We start from the raw sequence: 17,746 nt of genomic DNA, 5'->3' as shown, positions 1-17,746 counted from the left end.
GCACGATCTCCCACAAAAAACACTATCGAAGTGCGCTACTGTCGCCTTGATCTGCGCACACCCTACCGGTAGTGTGCTCCACATAGGCTGTCGAGAGCATGACGCGGATATTACACATTCGTAACTGGATCAAATCGCACTTTAGGACTTCTAGGGTGATTTAGTGGGTTCAGACACGCATTTCATGTCCACCATCTGACGCAGTACGGCCTCCTCGGCGAGTAGTGCATTCACCGCAACAGGGTCGAATTGGCTGCCGGACATGTGGAGTATCTCCGCCTTCGCCGCATCAAATGTGAGCCCCTGACGGTACGGCCGGTCTGACGTCATGGCATCAAGGGTGTCGACAACGGCAAATAGCCTCGCACCGAAGGGAATATCCTCACCCCGCAGGCCACGCGGATACCCGCCGCCATCGAACCTTTCTTCATGACTGCGCACGATATCGGCCGCCTCTTCCATGCCGGCCAGTCGGCCAACTAACCGATGGCCATCATCCGGATGCCGACGCATGATGGTCCATTCGCCTTCCGTGAGCGGCCCTACCTTCAATAAAACACCATCCGGCACTCCGATTTTGCCCAAGTCATGCAGAAGAGCACCCCAGTATATCTGGGCCAATCGCTGTTCATCGTTAGGAAAAATGCGCTTAGCCAGGACAACCGTGTGGCACGCAACACGCCGGGAATGCAAGCCAGTCTCATGCTCACGCAGATCAAGAGCATCTGCGAGCGCTTCTGCAAACGCAGCGTTCAGTTCACCACAGCGTGAGCACCCGCGGGACAACTCTTCGAGAAAACAGCGCTCACAAGTCTGCTGGCTTGATTTCCACGGCGTACGAGAAACGACACGGGTACCGCAGCAATGACACGTCCCTGCAAAGGTAGGTCGAAGCTCCAATGTGTGCCTCCCATGTAACGACGCCCCCATCACTCGGTTGCATCGGGCGGTTGCCGCCCCAGGACTGGGATGAATGCCGGCGTGCGTTCCCGGTACTGCACGTAGGCTTCGCCAAATTCAACGAGTACGTCACGTTCTTCTTGGTGCGCCAGGCGCGCGTACACGATAAGCAACACGGGAAATAGCGCCAACGTGATCAATGTGGGCCACTGCAACAGGAATCCAAACATCACGAGGACGAAGGCAACATACTGAGGATGCCGAATTCTTGCATAGGGACCGGTGTCCGCCACGCGATGCTCACGCTGTGCGCGATAGAGCACCGGCCAAGCTTTTGAAAGCAACCAGAAACCGCCGACGATGAACGCCGTGCTAAGGAGATGAAACGGGCCAAAATGCGGGTTAGATCGCCAACCGAACATGACTTCGAGCAGGTGGCCCGAATCATGAGCGAGGAAATCAACACCCGGAAAGCGCGAGGATAGCCAACCGGACAGCACGTAGATTGTGAGCGGAAACCCGTACATCTCCGTGAACAAGGCGACGATGAAGGCGGAGTAAGCGCCGAGCGAACGCCAATCGCGCGTACTGCGGGGCCTTGCGAAGCTGAACGCAAACGCGATGAAAAAGATTGAGTTGATGATGACCAGCGACCATAGGCCGTAGGAAGGGGTGTCGGTCATTTCTCATCTCCTTCCGTTTTATTCTGTGTGTCCCCCCGATTGTGCCCACCATGCCCACCGTGTCCGCCGTGCATGAAGATGTGCATCAACGGACAGGCCAACAGGAAAAGCCACGGCAAGATGCCGAGGAGATGAGCGCGGTGTTCAGTGAAGAGAAAAAACGCGGCCAGCGCGAGAAAGCCGAAGAATACCCATTTCACCCGTGAGTCAGCCCCCCCGCGTCTGTGGACCGGCTGTTCCCTATCATGTTGCTCTGACATGTCATAGCTCTCGGTTAGCGTCGGCGGTATTCGAAAAGTGCTTCGATCGGCTGTGCTATCCCGGGCCGTCGAACCTCGATGGCGATTCGGTATGGTCCATCACCGGACAGGATGAAGTAAGCGCCGAAGCTCAGCGCGTCGTCGATGTGCATGGGCTCAAGCCGCTTGTGCGTACCCGCCATGCCTAGTTCAGCGACGCTTGCCCGCACGTCGGCCTCGGTGATGCGTTGCCCAGCCGTATCGATGAGCGCGACGACCAGATGGTATGCATCCTTCTTGCTTGGAACTCCGCCATGCATGGCGCGTTCTTCATGAGGTGCCGGATGCTTGCCTGCCACCTGTGCCGGCATGAGCCCGTAATAGACTTCGATCCCTTGCACCGTCATGTGTTGCCCCAATTCGACCGCATGGGCGAACGCCGACGTGACCAGCATGACGAGCGCAGCCATCCAGCACCGAATCAATAGTGGGTACTCTTTTTTCATGATCCTTCTCCTTGCGTTGAGCCTGAACGTGCCACCCAGAAAGCCAGCAACTGCATCCAACGCCCCTGCATTTGGACAGAGCCGAACCCGTTTCGCTGCAGAAAAGCGGGAATCTCGCCGCGCAGGTTTCCGGCGGTCATTGGCATGGCCAACAAGGGCCAGAGCAGCCACCACCACAGCGGGTTCGCCGGCCGGTCGAGGTCGGCAATGACAAGACGTCCCGAGGGCTTCAGGACGCGGCGCACGCTCTTGAGCCCGGCTTCCTTCGCTTCCGGCGGCAGGTGATGCAACATCGCGCTCGCCAGCACCACGTCGAAGGTGGCGTCGGGAAATGGCAGCGTTTCGATGGCCGCAAGCTGGAAGCTCGCACGACTACCTGCGCGGGCGGCATTCTCACGGGCGACGACGATCATGGCCGGTGCCGCGTCAATGCCGATTGCCTCGCCCGACGCCCCGATCGCTTCTGCGGCGAGCCGGGTCAGAACGCCCGTGCCGCAGCCGACTTCCAGCACGTGCTCGCCTGCCTGTAGTGCGGCATGGCGCAGCGTCTCCATCCGAAAGGCCTTGCCGAGGCCGAGTTTGGGGAAGTACCAGTCGTAGATCGGTGCGGCCCAGCCCATAGTCATTCCCGCCGTGCGGGGGGGCGGGCCAAGGGGAAAGGCGCCTGACTGGCGCAACTGCAGGCCGCCCCAAACCAGCACTCCCGGACAGGCGAGCAGAACGGCAACAAGCGTCGCACTCGGCCACGTGAGTCCCCACAGCGACAAGACGACTGCTGCCACACCGATCGCCAAGGCAGGACAGATCCACATCCAGTTGTCGATTGATCGTCGGCTCATGGCAATCTCCGATAGCGAGGACAGCGCTGCTTTGGCTAGGGCGAGAATACTTTTTAGGGGACGAGCACGTCTCGGGATGTTGACCGCGTTATATGCGAGGACATCGTTTCCCTACCCCCTGTTAAGCGTTCTATGCCAACGCGTCAGAGTGTTGTGGTGCGAAGTCTTAGTGCATTCCCGACCACGGAGGCCGAACTGAGACTCATCGCCAGCGCCGCGATGAGCGGCGACAACAGGAGACCCAGGAACGGGTATAGCACGCCAGCCGCGATGGGCACGCCGAGCGCGTTATACAGGAACGCGAACGTGAGGTTCTGGTGCATGTTGCGCACCGTTGCTACGGACAGCGCGCGCGCGGTGGCGATGCCGCGCAGGTCGCCCTTGACGAGCGTAAGGTGCGCGCTGTTCATCGCGACGTCGGTGCCGGTGCCCATCGCGATGCCGACATTCGCGCGCGCGAGCGCGGGCGCATCGTTGATGCCGTCGCCCGCCATCGCGACGATGCGGCCTTCGGCCTGCAGCTTCGCGACGAGGTCGTCCTTGTCCTTCGGCTTGACCTCGCCGTGCAACTCGTCGATGCCTAGCTGTCGGCCGATCGCGCGCGCGGTCGTGAGGCCGTCGCCGGTCGCCATGATGATGCGCAGGCCGGTCGCGCGCAGCCCTTCGAGCGCTTCGGCCGTCGACGCCTTGATTGGGTCGGAGACGGCGAGCAGTCCGGCGATCCTGCCCGCGACCGCGAGGAACATCACGCTTGCGCCTTCCTGCCGCAACGCCTCGGCCCGTGCCTCGAGCGGCCGCCAGTCAACGCCTTCGTCTTTCATCAGCGCGGTATTGCCGAGCGCGACGGGCTGTCCGCCGACCGTGCCGCGCACGCCGATGCCGGACGAGGATTCAAAGGTGCCTGCGGTGCTAAGGCCGAGGGCGCGCTTTTTCGCCTCGGCGACGATTGCATGCGCGAGCGGGTGTTCGCTGCCCTGGTCGAGGCTCGCGGCGACGCGCAGGACTTCGGCCTCGGTCCAGCCAGGCGCCGCGGCGACGCCATGGAACGCGGGTTTGCCTTCGGTCAGAGTGCCGGTCTTGTCGACGATCAGCGTATCGACCTGGCGCATCGATTCGATCGCGGCGGCATCGCGGAACAGCACGCCGTGCGTCGCGGCCTTGCCGGTCGCGACCATCACCGACATTGGTGTCGCGAGCCCGAGCGCGCACGGGCAGGCGATGATCAGCACGGCGACCGCGTTGATGAGCCCGTACGCCCAACTCGGCTGCGGCCCGAAGAGGCCCCAGACGAACAGCGTCAGCAGCGCGATCGCGACGACGCCGACGACGAACCAGCCCGCGACGCGGTCGGCCATCCGCTGCATCGGCGCGCGCGAGCGCTGCGCCTGGGCGACCATCTGCACGATCTGCGACAGCACGGTCTGCGAGCCGATCTTCTCCGCGACCATGACGAGCGCGCCGCTGGCGTTGAGCGTCGCGCCGATCAGCTTGTCACCGGGCCGCTTCGTCACCGGGATCGGTTCGCCGGTCAGCATCGACTCGTCGACCGCGCTCGCCCCTTCCTCGACAGCACCGTCGACCGGCACCTTCTCGCCTGGACGCACGCGCAAGCGGTCGCCCGGATGGACGTGGGTCAGGGGGATGTCCTCCTCGCTGCCGTCTTCGCGGATCCGGCGCGCCGTCTTCGGCGCGAGCCCGAGCAGCGCCTTAATCGCCGCGCCGGTCTCCGAACGGGCCTTAAGTTCGAGGACCTGGCCGAGTAGCGTCAGCGAGATGATCACCGCAGCAGCTTCGAAATACACCGCGACGTGTTCTCCGATCCGGAACGACGGCGGAAACACGTCGGGTGCGACGGTTGCGATCACGCTATAGACGTAAGCGGCGCCGGTTCCGAGGCCGATCAGGGTCCACATGTTCGGGCTGCGGTTGCGGATCGACTGCACGCCACGAACGAAGAACGGCCAGCCGGACCAAAGCACGACCGGCGTCGCGAGCGCCATTTCGACCCACGGCCGCGCCGGTCCGAGCAGCGGATCGAACATGCCGCCCGACATCGCGATCGCAGTCACGATGACTGTCAGCGGCAGCGTCCACCAGAAGCGGTGGCGAAATTCCGTCAGCTCCGGATTGTCGCCCTCGTCTTCGCCGGGAAGCACCGGTTCGAGCGTCATACCGCATTTCGGGCATGTGCCAGGGCCCATCTGGCGGATTTCGGGGTGCATCGGGCAGGTGTATTCAGTGTCTGCCGCGACGTCCGGCGTCGCTCTAACGTGCAATGCCGGTGCCGGTTTCAGATAACGCTCCGGCTCCACCTTGAATTTGTCGTGACACTTTGCGCTGCAGAAGTGATAGACGTGACCATTGTGGCTCGCATGATGTGGAGAATCCGGTTTGACGGTCATGCCGCACACTGGATCCTTGGTCGCTACGTCATCGCGCGGATTATCGGAATCGTAATGATCGTGCAAGGCCAAGGCTTTTGGGGGGGGATGATCGTGTCGCAAGGCGGCATTCTCCCTGGTGGGGCACGGCGCGTCCGACGCGGTGGGCGCGCACAGCGCGTAGCCGGCCATGCATCGCAATGTTGATCGATCAGACTCCAGACTGTTCTGAACGAACGCAACCGGTTTGGTACAGCGAGTGACGTCTTGACTGCACTGCAGTCCACCACGACGAACCATCGAGCCGGCTACAAACTCCCTGTCGGATCATTGCCATCGCCCCTGGATCCGATGGAGTTGTAGCTTACCCCGCCCATGCTGTCCCGCGCATGACGCTTCAATTACAACTCTGTAATCCTGCAACCATACAGCGCGGAGAAGCCGCGCTTTGGTTCGCGAACGACGAGGCCTTCAGACGCTAATGCACCGTTGCGCGTGGATCAGTGTCGCAAATTACAATTAGATAACTGCGATGTAATGCTGTCTTCATTGCCGCGTTAAGATCCGACTCCTACAATTTGAGCCGTTGCATGACTGTTTCCCGCGTTGGCCGAAGCGCGGTGCGGCAAGCCTAAAAATCGCTTGCCATATGAATGTCGATTTCCCGAGTGGATTATCCAGATTCTACCGCCCGCCACCCGCCGGCGAGGACGAGCAAAGGGTCAATTGCAGCGAGCAACTCCAAGACCTGCGCTGGCGTGAGAAGAAATCCGCATCCGCCGAAACGCGCTTCGCAAACTTCGTGACTGGCTGTGGTGCGTCGGAAAAAAGTACCGATAAGAGGTGTTCGATGGAATCAAAATCGTCAGTGACCCACGGTCACCTTTGCGTCTGCCGTCTGCTCGCCGCTGCCGTCGGCTTACCCCCCGGCGCGGTGAACTACCGCTTCTGCTCCCGCGTGCTTCAGAAGCGCTGGATCGTCGATTGCGACCATGGCATGTGCAACAAGCCCGCGACGCACGACACCAGCGGAAAATGGCACGACGTTGGGCCGATCGACCCCGCAATCAAGGCAGTCCTCGTTCACGAGGAGTAGCGGGCGCCTCACTGCCATTTGAGAGATAACGCATGGCCGCATGTGCATCACTCCATCGCATGTGCATACGGCGTGGAGGGGAAATCGCGGCACATTGGTCTTCGCGTCCTGGTCTTTGATTGCGGCGGTGTTCTACCCGCCTTTGTCGTGCTTACGACTGCTTCTATATGCTAGTTGTAATTCAGCCATTCCAACCGTACATGCCGCGGACATTTTCGCAAGCTTGTGTAATTGATGGCGCGGAGCTGACGGAAACGTAACCTTGTCGTCACTCCACCGTCAGCTCGACCGTTTCATGATGTAGTCACATAGAAGAGTCCGTTCAGGACGGCCTTTGCCCACGCGCAAGAACGACAGCTTCGCTTGGCAGGTGGGCATGTTTCGCGAACAGCCAACCGTAGAGTGGTTCGCTGCGTAGTGCACGGGAGATGAGACGATGCGATCAGAGCACGACACTGACACGCCCCCCGACCCACAGCGCCGCCGCTTACTGGTCGCCACTTCGGCAGCGGGAGGTGCCGCGGTGGCGGCGGGTGCGGTTCCATTCATCGTCAGTCTGACGCCGAGCGACCGAGCGCGGGCCCTCGGCGCGCCCGTGGAAGCGAACATCGCGAAACTTGGCGACGGCGAGATGACCACCGTCGAATGGCGCGGCCAGCCGATATGGATTTTGCGGCGCACGCCCGACATGATCGAAGGGCTCGAACGTATCTATGAGTTATTGCTCGACCCCGCCTCGCAGCGGCTGCAACAGCCACCCTATTGCCAGAACGCGACGCGCTCGATCAAGCCCGACGTTTTCGTCGCCATCGGCCTTTGTACGCACCTGGGCTGCGTTCCAACCTTCCGCCCGGAATTATCGCCGCGAGACCTCGGTCAGCCCTGGCCCGGCGGGTATTACTGTCCTTGCCACGGCTCCAAGTTCGATCTCGCGGGCCGGGTCTTCAAGCATGTGCCGGCCCCATCGAACTTGGTCATCCCGAAGCACAAGTACCTGTCCGATACGCGATTGCTGATCGGCCAAGACGATTCGGGCGCATGACCGCAGACACACATGGGATCGATGGGCGCGCTCGCCCATCCTTGGCACGGGAGGCAGGGCATCAACACGGGCGATCGCACCGAGGGGGTGTCGTAATCGAATCCGCTGGCCCGAGCAATACCGCTCACTACTCGCAAGAAAAAGAGGGGGAATCGTGAACAAGTCAAGAACCGCAAGCCTTATTCAGGCCATGATGCAGGCGGCAGCCGCGGCGCTGTTGTTCCTGCTGTTGAGCGCCCCGGCACAGGCGGTGCCGAGCTTCGGGCGCCAGACTGGACAGCCATGCGCGTCGTGCCATACTGTCTTCCCCGAGCTTACGGCGTTCGGTCGGCAGTTCAAGCTGCGCGGCTACAGCCTGGGTAACCAGCTCGACGACAACAATTTCCCGTTCAACCTGCCGCTGTCGGGCTCGCTGATTGGCTCGCACAGCTCGATCCGCGACTCCCGCGCGTCCGATCCGTCGGAGGACTTCCCACGCGCCGGCGAGACGATCCTGCAGACGGCGGCGGTCTACTACGCCGGCAAGATCACCGACTCGACCGGAGCCTTCGTCCAGTACGGCTACGACGGTATCGAGCGGCGCTGGGCGATCGAGATGGCCGATATCCGCTATGCGAGCAGCACAATGCTGAGGAACAAGGAGCTGCTCTTCGGCGTGACGCTCAACAACTCACCCGGCGTACAGGACGTCTGGAACAGCGCCCCGATGTGGTCTTTCCCTCATCTCGAGGACGCCGGAATCATGCCGGAGGTCGCACCGGCGCTCGACATGGCCCTCGCCGGCCAAGCGGCCGGGCTGGGGCTGTATGGCTTCTGGGACAACATCCTGTACGGCGAAATTGGCGTCTATCGCACGGCCAGGAAGGGGGTGCTGCGTCCATTCAGCGCGGGCGTGCCGACCGAAACGGTGGTCGACGGCCATGCCCCATACTGGCATCTGATGTTCAACCGTGAAATGGGCAATCAGAGCTTTGCCGCCGGCATCAAGGGAATCATTGTGAACATCTTCCCTGATGAAGATGAGCCAAGCGGCCCGACCGATCGCTTTCGCGACGTGGCCCTGGAAGCCCAGTACCAGTATATTGGCGCCGTTCACACGTTCACCGCCGACGCCACGTGGATGCGCGAGACGCGCGATTGGGACGCAAGCTTCCCGATGGGCATGGCCTCCAACGCATCCGACAAGCTGCGGACCTTCAAGGCCAATGTTCATTACTACTGGCAGCGCCGCGTCGGTCTCGGCGTGGGCTACTTCGACACGCAGGGCGACCGCGACATGCTGAAGTACGGCATGGCCGACGGCCCGAGCGCCATGGGCAGCGCGAGCGGCAGTCCTGACAACCGCGGCTGGATCGCGGAACTCAACTACCTGCCGCTCAAGGACACACAGAACCTGAAGCTCGGGCTGCGATACACCGCGTACTCGCGCTTCAACGGTGCCCGCAACAACTACAACGGCTTCGGCCGCGACGCATCGGACAACAACCTGCTCTTCGGCTACGTCTGGTTCATTTTCTGATTGAGACAAGGTGGGGGGGCGATGAAGCATTTCGACCAACTTGCGCAGCCCCCTACTCGAATTGCCGCCGGATGCGCCAGACGCCGACGCAGAATACCGCCCCGCCCAGAAGCAGGGTCCGAGGCACGGTGGCGATGAAGTGCTCCAGTCGCGACGACGTGAAGCCGGACAACGCCGTCAGCGCAAAGAACAGCGTCAGGCTACCCTTGATCAGCACGTGAAAGACGGGCCCGAGGACGGCGAAGACGCTCATCATCGACCCGGCCAGAACGACGAGCGTCATCGCGAGCACCTTGGGCACCAGGATCTGCAGCGGCGTGAGCGGCGAAACCAGCAGCAGCTGCTCGATGGTCCCGCGTTCCTTCTCGCGCGCAACCGTCCCGCACGACAGCAGAAGCATCGCCATCATCAGCAGTTCGGCGATGGGAAAAACCAGAGTTTTGATTCGGGTTGAACCAGGCACACTGCTCCTCACGAATGACCGGCAGCGTCTCAAGGGTCCCCGCGCCCAGACAAGCGAGCGCGAGTGCCGTTCCGAACTGGCCTGTTATATGCACTGCATAGGCCGCAGAAAGCAGGACGAGCGACGAATTGGTGGTATCCGCAGTATCCGCCTATGGATGTACGGCGGCCGGCTTGCCGCGCAGCAGCGACTTCTCGAAGTCGGTTGGAACGTCCATCGTGATCATCATATCGCCGCAGTCTAGGAGCCGGATGCCAGTTCCGAGTTTTCCGTCCGTGCCGTGCAGCAGGTAATAAGGCGCGGTGAACCGGCTCAACAACTCGCGCGAGGCCGCGCTCTTGTCGCCCTCGAGCACATACATGATCGCGTTCCGGAGTTCGAATCCGACACCCCCACCACCCATGCACTTCGGCTACGTGAGGTGGAAGTCGACAAGCCCGACTGAATTCGCTGCGCAGGCCCACGTGGCCACCACGCCGGGGCTCGGTCGGAAAACGGTTGCGCTGCAAGCATAGGTGACTGTGACGCGGCACGTTTTCTAGTCGCGCCTCACTTTCGAGATGCCGCGCCTTAAACGTGATCGCGTCTCACGCCCTCACTTACTGCTTCGACAGGCTGTTAATGATGCCCTTTTGGATTTCTACTCCAGTTGACCACCAAGCGGACCACAGAGACATGCCGATTCCGCTGCTCTCCGCAATGTATTTCGACAGGCCGTTGTCAAGGAATAATTCACGACCGGCTTCCGCGAGAGCAAGCGCACCATTCGTGGCATCCGTGCTCAAGTCAGCGAATCCCTTGCAGCATTTCAAACCAAGATCACAACAGGAGCGCGACAGATCGAGCTGTGCCTGGTAGGTTTCCCGCAAGTGATTCGTATGCGCTTGCAAATCCTTGTCGTTCACTTTGTCCTCCTATCGCTATTTAACGTCATGAAGACTCAACGCGCCGCCGTCCTCAACCTGATCGTCTAGGCAGTCACAGGCAAAGTGAGGGCCAAGTGCAGTGTGACGCTTCAGTGTTCGAGTGTTCGGGGTGCGTTGCACTCGTCAACTGCCCCCTCTGGGTAATGACGTCCCGTGCAAATTGATTGGGGGCACACCCTACTTCATATCACGCATATGATCGTGCTGCTTCGTCTGTTGGCTTCGTGGCGTTGTGGACTTGTCGGACACTGGATCTGCCGGCGTATTGGCTGTAACCCCCAGTCGCTCAGCTGCATGGTCATGCCGCGTCTTCGGTTGCGGAGCCTGGTTCTCGACGCTTTCGCTTTTCGTCTGTTCAGCCGCAACGTTGGGCTGCGGATCCACGGAATGCTCTGCACCAATGGCCATCGTTGCGGTAGCAGCAAGTAAGCTGGAGAACAATAAAGTCTTGAAGGTCATGCCACCCCCCTGAGGGACAAGTCAATCCTGTGACATGAGGCGTCTACCGCGCTCCTGCCACGCCGGTTTCGAGAACACAGACTACCCGCCGCCACCTGTCATGAACATGGCGAGCGGATTACATATGCGTTATTAATTCAGCCTGCTTCGCACGCAATCCTGCTCACTTAATCGCGAACCTTGCCGTCGCAGGCGATTTGCCAGGCAGCGTAACCACTGCGACCGCCTTGGTCCCGGAAGCCAGTTTGTAAGCCCCCTTTGCTTCGAGCTTGTTATCGCCGGCCGGGCTCAGAATTGCCTCCTTCTTGTCCGCACCGGCGAGTAACGTGACCTTCCCGGAGGCACCTGCGGTGTCGATTTTCTGGCCGTGGTCATCGACATGTAGGGTAAGCGCGTCAGATGTGGCGACGAGTTCAAAGACCACACCACCAGCTTCGGCGGCGACGCCGCCGTGCTTCGGCGTCAGGTCATGACCGGCTCCGGCGAACACAGCCGAGGCGCTGAGAATGGCCGTGACAGCGACAAGGGTTTTTAGTGCTTTCACGTATGTCTCCTTGAGATTGGGTGTGAGCGAGGCTAGAGAGGATGAGGGTCAGAAGGCGTCTTTGCCAGAATCTTCGACCAGCCGTTCAATTGGCGTGCGCCCGAAGAGCCAAACAATCGCTGGCGTGAGGAAGGTATCGAGGAGCGTTGAGCTGATCAGACCCGAAAAGATCACGACCGCGACCGGGTGCAGGATTTCGGTGCCCGGTTGCTCGGCCTCGAAGAGCAGCGGCGCGAGCGCGAAGGCAGCGACCAGCGCGGTCATGAGCACCGGGGTCAGGCGCTCGAGCGAACCGCGGATCAGCATCTTCTGATCGAATTTTTCTTCCTCAAAGGCGCACAGGTTGATGTAATGACTGACCTTGAGGATGCCGTTGCGCGTGGAGATACCCGCGAGCGTAATGAAGCCGATCAGCGCCGCGACCGACAGCGGCTGGCCGGAAAGCCACAGGCCAATCACCGAGCCGACTAGCGCGAGCGGGATATTGGCCATGATCATCAGCGCGAGCGCGGTGCTCTTGTAGCGGCTGTAGAGCACGAGGAAAACCATCGCAGCTGACACCAGCGACAGCAGGCCGATCAGGCGGCTGGACTCCTCCTGCGCCTCGAACTGGCCGCCCAAGTCGATGAAGTAGCCTTCCGGTAACGGCGTATCAGCGATTACCGTTCGGATATCGGCGATAACGTCCGAGAGCGGGCGCTGCGATGCGTTAGCGGAGAGAACGATGCGACGCTTGCCGTCGTCGCGGCTGATCTGATTCGGACCATCGGAGTCGTCGATGCGCGCAAGTTTCGAGAGCGGAACGCGACCGCTCGGCGTGTCGATGAGGACGTTGGCGAGGCCGTCGACCGAGCGCGCGGCGTCGGGCAGGCGCAGCACCAGGTTGAAGCGGCGGTTACCTTCGATGACCTGGGTGATGCGCTCGCCATCGACCAGCATCTTCAATTCCTCGAGCAGTTTCGAGGGCGGCAGGCCGTAGGTTTCGGCCGCGTCGAAATCGACGCGCACCTTGATCTGCGGCGTGAGCACCTGTTTTTCGATCTCGAGGTCGGCCAGACCCGAGATGCCGGCGAGGCGACCACGCAGTGCGTCGGCTTGGGCGCGCAGGGTGTCGAGGTCATCACCAAAGATCTTGATCGCGATCTGTGCGCGCACCCCGGAGAGCAGGTGATCGATGCGGTGGCTGATCGGCTGGCCGATGCCGATCGCCGCCGGCAGACTCACCAGCCGCGCACGGATGTCAGCATACACCGCGTCGAGCGGTCGTTCGCTTGGGCGAAGCTGGATATCCAGTTCCGAGGAATGCACGCCTTCGGCATGCTCATCCATCTCGGCGCGGCCCGAGCGGCGCCCGACGTGTACCACTTCGGGCACCTCGCGAATCAGCATTTCCGCCTGCTGCGCAATGCGCACTGACTCGGTGAGCGTGGTCCCGGGGTTCAGACGCAGACCGACGAGCACGGTGCCTTCATTGAAGGGCGGCAGGAAGGTCGTCGGGAAGAACGGCACCAGTGCCAGCGCGGCAGCAATTGCAACGGCCGCGGCGGCGAGCAGCATGCGGGCGTGCTCGAAGCACCAGGCGAGGGTAGCCGCGTAACGCGCCTTGAGCCACTGAACGAGCTTGGGGTCGCCGTGCCCGAGGCTCTTCATACGCGGCAGCAGGTAAAAGGCCATCACGGGGGTCAGCGTTACGGATACCAACATCGAGGCGAGAATCGAGGTGATGTATGCAACGCCAAGGGGCAGGAAAAGCCGCCCCTCGATACCTGGCAGCGCGAAAAGGGGCACGAATACCAGCACGATGATGAAGGTCGCGTAGACGATTGCGGAGCGCACCTCCAGCGTTGCCTTTCCAATCACTTCCAGCGGACTTAGGCGCGAATGGCCCTCGGCGCCGCGCTGACGTTCCTGTTTTAAGCGCCGCAGGACGTTTTCGACACCGACGACGGCGTCGTCGACCAGTTCGCCGATCGCGATCGCCAGGCCGCCCAGCGTCATCGTGTTGATCGACATGCCGAAGTAGCGGAACACCAACACGGTCGTCAGAATCGACGCCGGAATTGCAACGAGCGAGATCAGCGTTGTACGCAGGTTGGCGAGGAAGAGGTAGAGCACCACTGCAACGATTGTCGACGCAGCAATAAGCTTGCCCTTGAGGTTTCCGATTGATGACTCAATGAAATTCGCCTGCCGGAAGGTCACGCGCGGTTCTTCCATGCCCGCAGGCAGGGATTTCTTCAGCTCGCCAAGCGCCGATTCGATCTCCCGCGTGAGCTTCACGGTGTCGGCGTCGGGCTGCTTCTGGACCGAGAGGATTACTGCCGGCTCGCCATTGAAACCCGCGTCGCCACGCTTGATCGCCGGAGCGAAAGTAACCGACGCGACTTGCTTGAGCAGGATGCTGCGCCCGTCGCGGGACGCGACCGGCAGACGCTCGAGGTCCGCAAGGCGCGTTGTGTGGCCGATGTGACGGATGAGGTATTCGCGTGCATTGAGTTCGAGGAAGCCTCCGCTGGTATTCGCCGAGAAGCCCTTCAGTGCGCCAGCGATGTCATCCACCGTAACACCCAGCGCAGCCATGCGTGCAGTGTCCGGCTGCACTTGGTACTGACGCACTTCACCGCCAATCGGGATCACCTGGGCGACGCCGGGGACCGACAGCAGGCGCGGGCGTAGCACGAAATCGGCGTACTCGCGCGTAGCCATCGGGTCGATCTTCGCGGGGTCGATCGGAATCGCGATCAACAGGATCTCGCCCATGATCGAGCTGATCGGCCCCATTGCGGCGTGTTCGATGCCTTGGGGCAGTTGGTCGCGAACGGTGGTGAAACGCTCATTGACGATTTGGCGGGCTCGGTAGACGTCGACGCCCCAGTTGAAGCTCACATACACGAAAGCGAGGCCAACGGAGGAGACTGAGCGTACGGAACTCACACCCGGCAGGCCGCTCATCGACACTTCGAGTGGGATCGTGATGAGCTGCTCGACCTCTTCGGGGGCCATGCCGCCGGCCTCGATCTGCAGCGTGACTTGCGGGCGATTGAGATCGGGAAAAACGTCGACCGGCGTGCGGGTGAGCGTCAGACCACCGTAGAGCATCATCACGGTGGCAAGCGCGAGCACCAGCAGGCGGTTACGTAGGGACTGATTGACAAGCCAATCGAACATGAATCGTCCTCAGCGCACCTGATTGACCAGCGGCGCCCCCTGGACGACAACCCGGTCGCCAGAGGTAAGGCCGTCGGTGACGCTGACGGTCGCGCCATCGAGCGGATGGTGGCGCACGGTGCGCGGCACGAAGCGTTCGGCCGAGGTGTGCACCCAGACGATCTCCTGGTTGGCCGGATTCTTCACCAGTGCGGCAGCGGGGACGGGGACGCCGCTGATCTGCTCGCGCGTCTGCACGATGACCTGCAGCGGTTGCCCGACGGCGAGCGGCGGCGCCTTGCCTTCGACCGTCCGGAACAGCACCGGCAGACTCTGTTCGCGCAGCGCGCGGCTGGCACCCACCCATGCCAGGGGGAAGGCGGTCCGGCCGCCATCCACGGAGGCCGAGGCATGGGCCACGCCTTGCGCCTGTGCGGCATCGTGCGCGATAGCCTCGACCTGCAAACGCGCGGGATCGACGATCTCGAACAGCACTTCGCGAGCCTCGACGACCTGACCAGCGACGACGCTGCTTGTGGCGATGACGCCCGAGACGGGGGCGACGAGGGCCTCGGCGTTGCTCAGGCTGCCAGCGACCGCGGCGAGGCGCTCTCCGAGGCTACGTACCTCGGCCTGTGCCGCCTCGATTTCCTTGCGTGGCACGCTACCTTCCAATTCCTGCAGGCGGGTGAGCTGCTTCTTGGCAATCTCCAAATTCGCACGCAATTCGGCAGCTTGGGCGTTCTGTTCGGCTCGTTCGATCGGATTCGCAATGGGGCTGACACGTGCCAGCACTTCGCCCTTGCGCACTGTCTGGCCTAACACCGGCAGACCACCTGGGCCGGCCTCGATACGGCCGTCGATCGTGGGCTGAACCTTGCCGCCTGCGTTGGGATCCATCACAACCTTACCGACCCACTGCCAAGTCTGCGGCAGGGATTGCGATTCGGCGAGCACAGTACGCACCCCAAGTTGACGCTGCGACAACTTGGGCAAGAAAACGGAACCGTCAGGCAGGCGCTTGGGCGCGTTCGGGTTGGCGACAACAGGCGGTTCATTACCATGGTCATGTCCGGCGTCGCCAAACGCTGTACCGGAAACGCCGCTGACGAGCATGAAAATCAGCAGGGCGGAGCGAACAGGGGGTAGCGTGCGGCACAACCGCAAGTGGGAAGACTTCTTCATGGATCAGTTTCCGTGAGCGTTTCTCAGGCCACCGCACGGCGGCGACGCAGACCGAAGGCGAGTGCAGCAATGGCACCTACCCCCCCCACACCCCACCACAGCCAGCTGCCCGAACTAGGCGTACCGTTCATGACGGACGCGGACGCAGCCGAGGCCGGGCGCACGATGAGATCGGCGGCGAGCAAATCCACCTCGTTGCCCGCGGTAATGGTCAGCGTCACCGGATAGGTCCCGGTCGCATTGAATGGGACGTCGGCGAAGCGGTAGAGCCCCCGATCCGAGTCGAACTCCCCCGTGGCCTTGTAGGCTCCTGATTCGAGTTCGACCTGCGCGCCCGAGACAGGCTCGTTCGTCGCGTAAGTGTCCAGCGACAGCACCAATGCACCACTATTTAGGATGCCGACAACTTCGAAAAGGTCGGAGTGCGCCTCGAACCGCGGTTCTACCGAATCCACCGCGACAGACTGCCCCCCCTCCTCCTCGTGGCCACCGTCATGCCCTGGCCCAGAAAATGCCGGAGCAGCAATAATAAACATCAATAGCAGCAGAAGCCGGCGGACAACTGATGGTATGGAACGTGAATCGGGGTTCATGGCAACAGTCCGTTGGCTTGTTGGAATCGGGAAGCGGCTCGGCCGGCTTCGCTACGCGCGCGGCTTAGCGCAAGTTCAGCATCGAAATATTCGTTCTCGGCGCGCAGACGGGTCGGAAGATCCACTTGGCCGAGTTCGAAAGCTTTGGCAACCAGTTGCCGGCTGTCTGCCGCAAGGCGAGCACGCTCGGCGGCAAAGGACTCGACGCGACGAGCCTGATCAAATTCGTCGCGGGTGGCATCGAGTTCTGCGCGGAGGCGTTCGCGCTCGAGCGCGAATGTCGTCTCCGCGTCGATGAGTTCCGCATTCGCAGCGCTGATCTGCGGGCGATTGCGTGCATCGGTGCCAAAGGGCACACGGATGCCGACCGTGGTTGTGTTCGTATAGCGCTCACCGAACTCCCCGCGTTCGCTGGTCACTCCGAGGATGAGCTCAGGTGCGTCGCGAGTTGCCGTGCTGGCTTGGTGGAGGTGAGCGCGCGCCAGTTCTGCAGCACGGCGTCTGGCGATCAGGGCCGGATGACTGTCGAGTTCGGCTGCCACCGTATCCGCTTCGCGATCCACGGGGGGTTGGGGAAGGCCCGTCAATGCCGAATAGAGCCTCTGCTCGCGCAGCAGGCGGGCCCGTGCTTCGGCCATTGCCGCACGGGCCTGCTGCACTGCAGCCTGCGCACTGTTGGCATCGATGCGGGCGAGGTCGCCGGCCACGACCCGACGCTGCACATCGGCGGCGAGTACTTCGGCCTCGGCGACGCGGCGCTGGTTCGCGTCCAGATCGTTTTGCGCAAGCCGCAATGACCACACGGCTTCACGCACTTCGCCGGCGAGTTTCAGTCGGGCCAGCGCCAAACGCGCTTCCAGTTCATCGCCTTGCGCGTCTGCAAGTGCCGAGGCAGCAGCACGTGTCCCGGGCATCCACAACGGCACCTCCAACTCCGCCTCGACCTCGTGCTGGCCGTCATTGCGGTGGAGGCGGTCACTGCGCTGAGACAGCGTGAAGGTGGGCGGTTCGGGCGTCCAGCTGGTTGCAGCATCGCGCCGAGCAACCGCTTCGTCGCGCCGGGCTGCCGCTGCACGACCGTCTGCACTACGCTGCCATGCCGCTTCGACAGCGTGCCGGATGCTCTGCGTACCGGCCTCTCCTGACGCGTGAAGAGCGGCCTGCTGGGCTGCGGCGGGACATGAGACTGCGAGCCCGAGCAGCACGATGCGGCGCATCGAGCGT

Annotated in this window: 18 protein-coding genes; 3 read left to right on the top strand and 15 right to left on the bottom strand. The window is 62.0% G+C overall.

Features of this window, described 5'->3' with window-relative positions; all coding sequences use genetic code 11:
• Nucleotides 1-150: 150 nt before the first annotated feature.
• The 6 genes from F464_RS29585 to F464_RS0125340 all read right to left on the bottom strand — a co-directional run bounded on the left by F464_RS29585 (nt 151) and on the right by F464_RS0125340 (nt 5,740).
• Nucleotides 151-930 carry an HD-GYP domain-containing protein gene (locus tag F464_RS29585; RefSeq protein ID WP_084600600.1) on the bottom strand — a complete coding sequence of 260 codons (780 nt, stop codon included), beginning with the start codon at nt 928-930 and terminating at the stop codon, nt 151-153.
• On the bottom strand, nt 930-1,583 hold the full coding sequence (locus F464_RS0125360; RefSeq protein WP_018992671.1) for a methyltransferase family protein: 654 nt from the start codon (nt 1,581-1,583) through the stop codon (nt 930-932). The genes F464_RS29585 and F464_RS0125360 overlap by 1 nt, the downstream gene beginning before the upstream one ends.
• The gene (locus F464_RS0125355) at nt 1,580-1,843 is read right to left on the bottom strand and encodes a DUF2933 domain-containing protein (protein ID WP_018992670.1); all 264 of its coding nucleotides are present in this window, start codon (nt 1,841-1,843) and stop codon (nt 1,580-1,582) included. Before F464_RS0125355 ends, F464_RS0125360 begins: the two co-directional genes overlap by 4 nt.
• A gap of 14 nt (nt 1,844-1,857) precedes the next feature.
• Nucleotides 1,858-2,328, bottom strand: a complete 471-nt coding sequence (locus F464_RS29580; RefSeq protein WP_040395782.1) for a hypothetical protein — start codon at nt 2,326-2,328, stop codon at nt 1,858-1,860.
• Nucleotides 2,325-3,167: a class I SAM-dependent methyltransferase gene (locus F464_RS0125345; protein ID WP_198292345.1), complete on the bottom strand. Its 843-nt coding sequence runs from the start codon at nt 3,165-3,167 to the stop codon at nt 2,325-2,327. The genes F464_RS29580 and F464_RS0125345 overlap by 4 nt, the downstream gene beginning before the upstream one ends.
• Nucleotides 3,168-3,310: 143 nt before the next feature.
• A complete protein-coding gene (locus F464_RS0125340) occupies nt 3,311-5,740 on the bottom strand; it encodes a heavy metal translocating P-type ATPase (RefSeq protein WP_084600599.1) in 2,430 nt (809 codons plus the stop codon).
• Nucleotides 5,741-6,197: 457 nt separating this feature from the next.
• On the opposite strand from F464_RS0125340, the gene F464_RS31455 reads away from it, so the two are divergent.
• From F464_RS31455 to F464_RS0125325, 3 genes are all read left to right on the top strand, one after another.
• Nucleotides 6,198-6,644: a hypothetical protein gene (locus F464_RS31455; protein ID WP_198292344.1), complete on the top strand. Its 447-nt coding sequence runs from the start codon at nt 6,198-6,200 to the stop codon at nt 6,642-6,644.
• A 436-nt stretch (nt 6,645-7,080) separates the two neighbouring features.
• Nucleotides 7,081-7,686, top strand: coding sequence for a ubiquinol-cytochrome c reductase iron-sulfur subunit (petA, locus tag F464_RS29575; RefSeq protein ID WP_040395781.1), 606 nt, complete (start codon nt 7,081-7,083; stop codon nt 7,684-7,686).
• Between the two features lie 154 nt (nt 7,687-7,840).
• On the top strand, nt 7,841-9,205 hold the full coding sequence (locus F464_RS0125325) for a hypothetical protein (RefSeq protein ID WP_198292343.1): 1,365 nt from the start codon (nt 7,841-7,843) through the stop codon (nt 9,203-9,205).
• A 52-nt stretch (nt 9,206-9,257) separates the two neighbouring features.
• Here the strand turns inward: F464_RS0125325 and F464_RS30120 are convergent, their stop codons facing one another.
• The 9 genes from F464_RS30120 to F464_RS30655 form a co-directional block, all read right to left on the bottom strand.
• The gene (locus F464_RS30120) at nt 9,258-9,668 is read right to left on the bottom strand and encodes an ABC transporter permease subunit (protein ID WP_269744920.1); all 411 of its coding nucleotides are present in this window, start codon (nt 9,666-9,668) and stop codon (nt 9,258-9,260) included.
• A 151-nt stretch (nt 9,669-9,819) separates the two neighbouring features.
• Nucleotides 9,820-10,029 carry a hypothetical protein gene (locus F464_RS30115; RefSeq protein ID WP_018992662.1) on the bottom strand — a complete coding sequence of 70 codons (210 nt, stop codon included), beginning with the start codon at nt 10,027-10,029 and terminating at the stop codon, nt 9,820-9,822.
• A gap of 238 nt (nt 10,030-10,267) precedes the next feature.
• On the bottom strand, nt 10,268-10,573 hold the full coding sequence (locus F464_RS0125310; RefSeq protein WP_018992661.1) for a hypothetical protein: 306 nt from the start codon (nt 10,571-10,573) through the stop codon (nt 10,268-10,270).
• A gap of 198 nt (nt 10,574-10,771) precedes the next feature.
• Entirely contained in the window at nt 10,772-11,053 is a 282-nt protein-coding gene (locus F464_RS31205; protein ID WP_157354179.1) for a superantigen-like protein SSL4, read from the bottom strand.
• Nucleotides 11,054-11,216: 163 nt separating this feature from the next.
• The gene (locus tag F464_RS31780; RefSeq protein WP_018992660.1) at nt 11,217-11,597 is read right to left on the bottom strand and encodes a hypothetical protein; all 381 of its coding nucleotides are present in this window, start codon (nt 11,595-11,597) and stop codon (nt 11,217-11,219) included.
• Between the two features lie 48 nt (nt 11,598-11,645).
• On the bottom strand, nt 11,646-14,765 hold the full coding sequence (locus tag F464_RS0125300; RefSeq protein WP_018992659.1) for an efflux RND transporter permease subunit: 3,120 nt from the start codon (nt 14,763-14,765) through the stop codon (nt 11,646-11,648).
• 9 nt (nt 14,766-14,774) lie between these two features.
• The gene (locus tag F464_RS29565) at nt 14,775-15,929 is read right to left on the bottom strand and encodes an efflux RND transporter periplasmic adaptor subunit (protein WP_051092363.1); all 1,155 of its coding nucleotides are present in this window, start codon (nt 15,927-15,929) and stop codon (nt 14,775-14,777) included.
• A gap of 23 nt (nt 15,930-15,952) precedes the next feature.
• Entirely contained in the window at nt 15,953-16,522 is a 570-nt protein-coding gene (locus F464_RS29560; RefSeq protein WP_157354173.1) for a hypothetical protein, read from the bottom strand.
• On the bottom strand, nt 16,519-17,739 hold the full coding sequence (locus F464_RS30655) for a TolC family protein (RefSeq protein ID WP_026296315.1): 1,221 nt from the start codon (nt 17,737-17,739) through the stop codon (nt 16,519-16,521). The genes F464_RS29560 and F464_RS30655 overlap by 4 nt, the downstream gene beginning before the upstream one ends.
• Nucleotides 17,740-17,746 lie beyond the last annotated feature (7 nt).

It is taken from the genome of Aromatoleum toluclasticum ATCC 700605, assembly GCF_000378245.1.
GTDB classification, from domain to species: Bacteria; Pseudomonadota; Gammaproteobacteria; order Burkholderiales; family Rhodocyclaceae; genus Aromatoleum; species Aromatoleum toluclasticum.
Note: the sequence above shows the minus strand (reverse complement) of the source record. Positions and strands in the feature narration are given on the sequence as shown.

Excerpts from the sequence above, each read along its gene's own strand:
- F464_RS30655 (WP_026296315.1), bottom strand. The coding sequence starts at position 17,739 with ATGCGCCGCATCGTGCTGCTCGGGCTCGCAGTCTCATGTCCCGCCGCA.
- F464_RS0125345 (WP_198292345.1), bottom strand. The coding sequence starts at position 3,167 with ATGAGCCGACGATCAATCGACAACTGGATGTGGATCTGTCCTGCCTTG.
- F464_RS0125355 (WP_018992670.1), bottom strand. The coding sequence starts at position 1,843 with ATGTCAGAGCAACATGATAGGGAACAGCCGGTCCACAGACGCGGGGGG.
- F464_RS29560 (WP_157354173.1), bottom strand. The coding sequence starts at position 16,522 with ATGAACCCCGATTCACGTTCCATACCATCAGTTGTCCGCCGGCTTCTG.
- petA (WP_040395781.1), top strand. The coding sequence starts at position 7,081 with ATGCGATCAGAGCACGACACTGACACGCCCCCCGACCCACAGCGCCGC.
- F464_RS31205 (WP_157354179.1), bottom strand. The coding sequence starts at position 11,053 with ATGACCTTCAAGACTTTATTGTTCTCCAGCTTACTTGCTGCTACCGCA.
- F464_RS29580 (WP_040395782.1), bottom strand. The coding sequence starts at position 2,328 with ATGAAAAAAGAGTACCCACTATTGATTCGGTGCTGGATGGCTGCGCTC.
- F464_RS31455 (WP_198292344.1), top strand. The coding sequence starts at position 6,198 with ATGAATGTCGATTTCCCGAGTGGATTATCCAGATTCTACCGCCCGCCA.
- F464_RS0125300 (WP_018992659.1), bottom strand. The coding sequence starts at position 14,765 with ATGTTCGATTGGCTTGTCAATCAGTCCCTACGTAACCGCCTGCTGGTG.
- F464_RS29585 (WP_084600600.1), bottom strand. The coding sequence starts at position 930 with ATGGGGGCGTCGTTACATGGGAGGCACACATTGGAGCTTCGACCTACC.
- F464_RS30115 (WP_018992662.1), bottom strand. The coding sequence starts at position 10,029 with ATGTATGTGCTCGAGGGCGACAAGAGCGCGGCCTCGCGCGAGTTGTTG.
- F464_RS0125360 (WP_018992671.1), bottom strand. The coding sequence starts at position 1,583 with ATGACCGACACCCCTTCCTACGGCCTATGGTCGCTGGTCATCATCAAC.
- F464_RS29565 (WP_051092363.1), bottom strand. The coding sequence starts at position 15,929 with ATGAAGAAGTCTTCCCACTTGCGGTTGTGCCGCACGCTACCCCCTGTT.
- F464_RS0125340 (WP_084600599.1), bottom strand. The coding sequence starts at position 5,740 with ATGGCCGGCTACGCGCTGTGCGCGCCCACCGCGTCGGACGCGCCGTGC.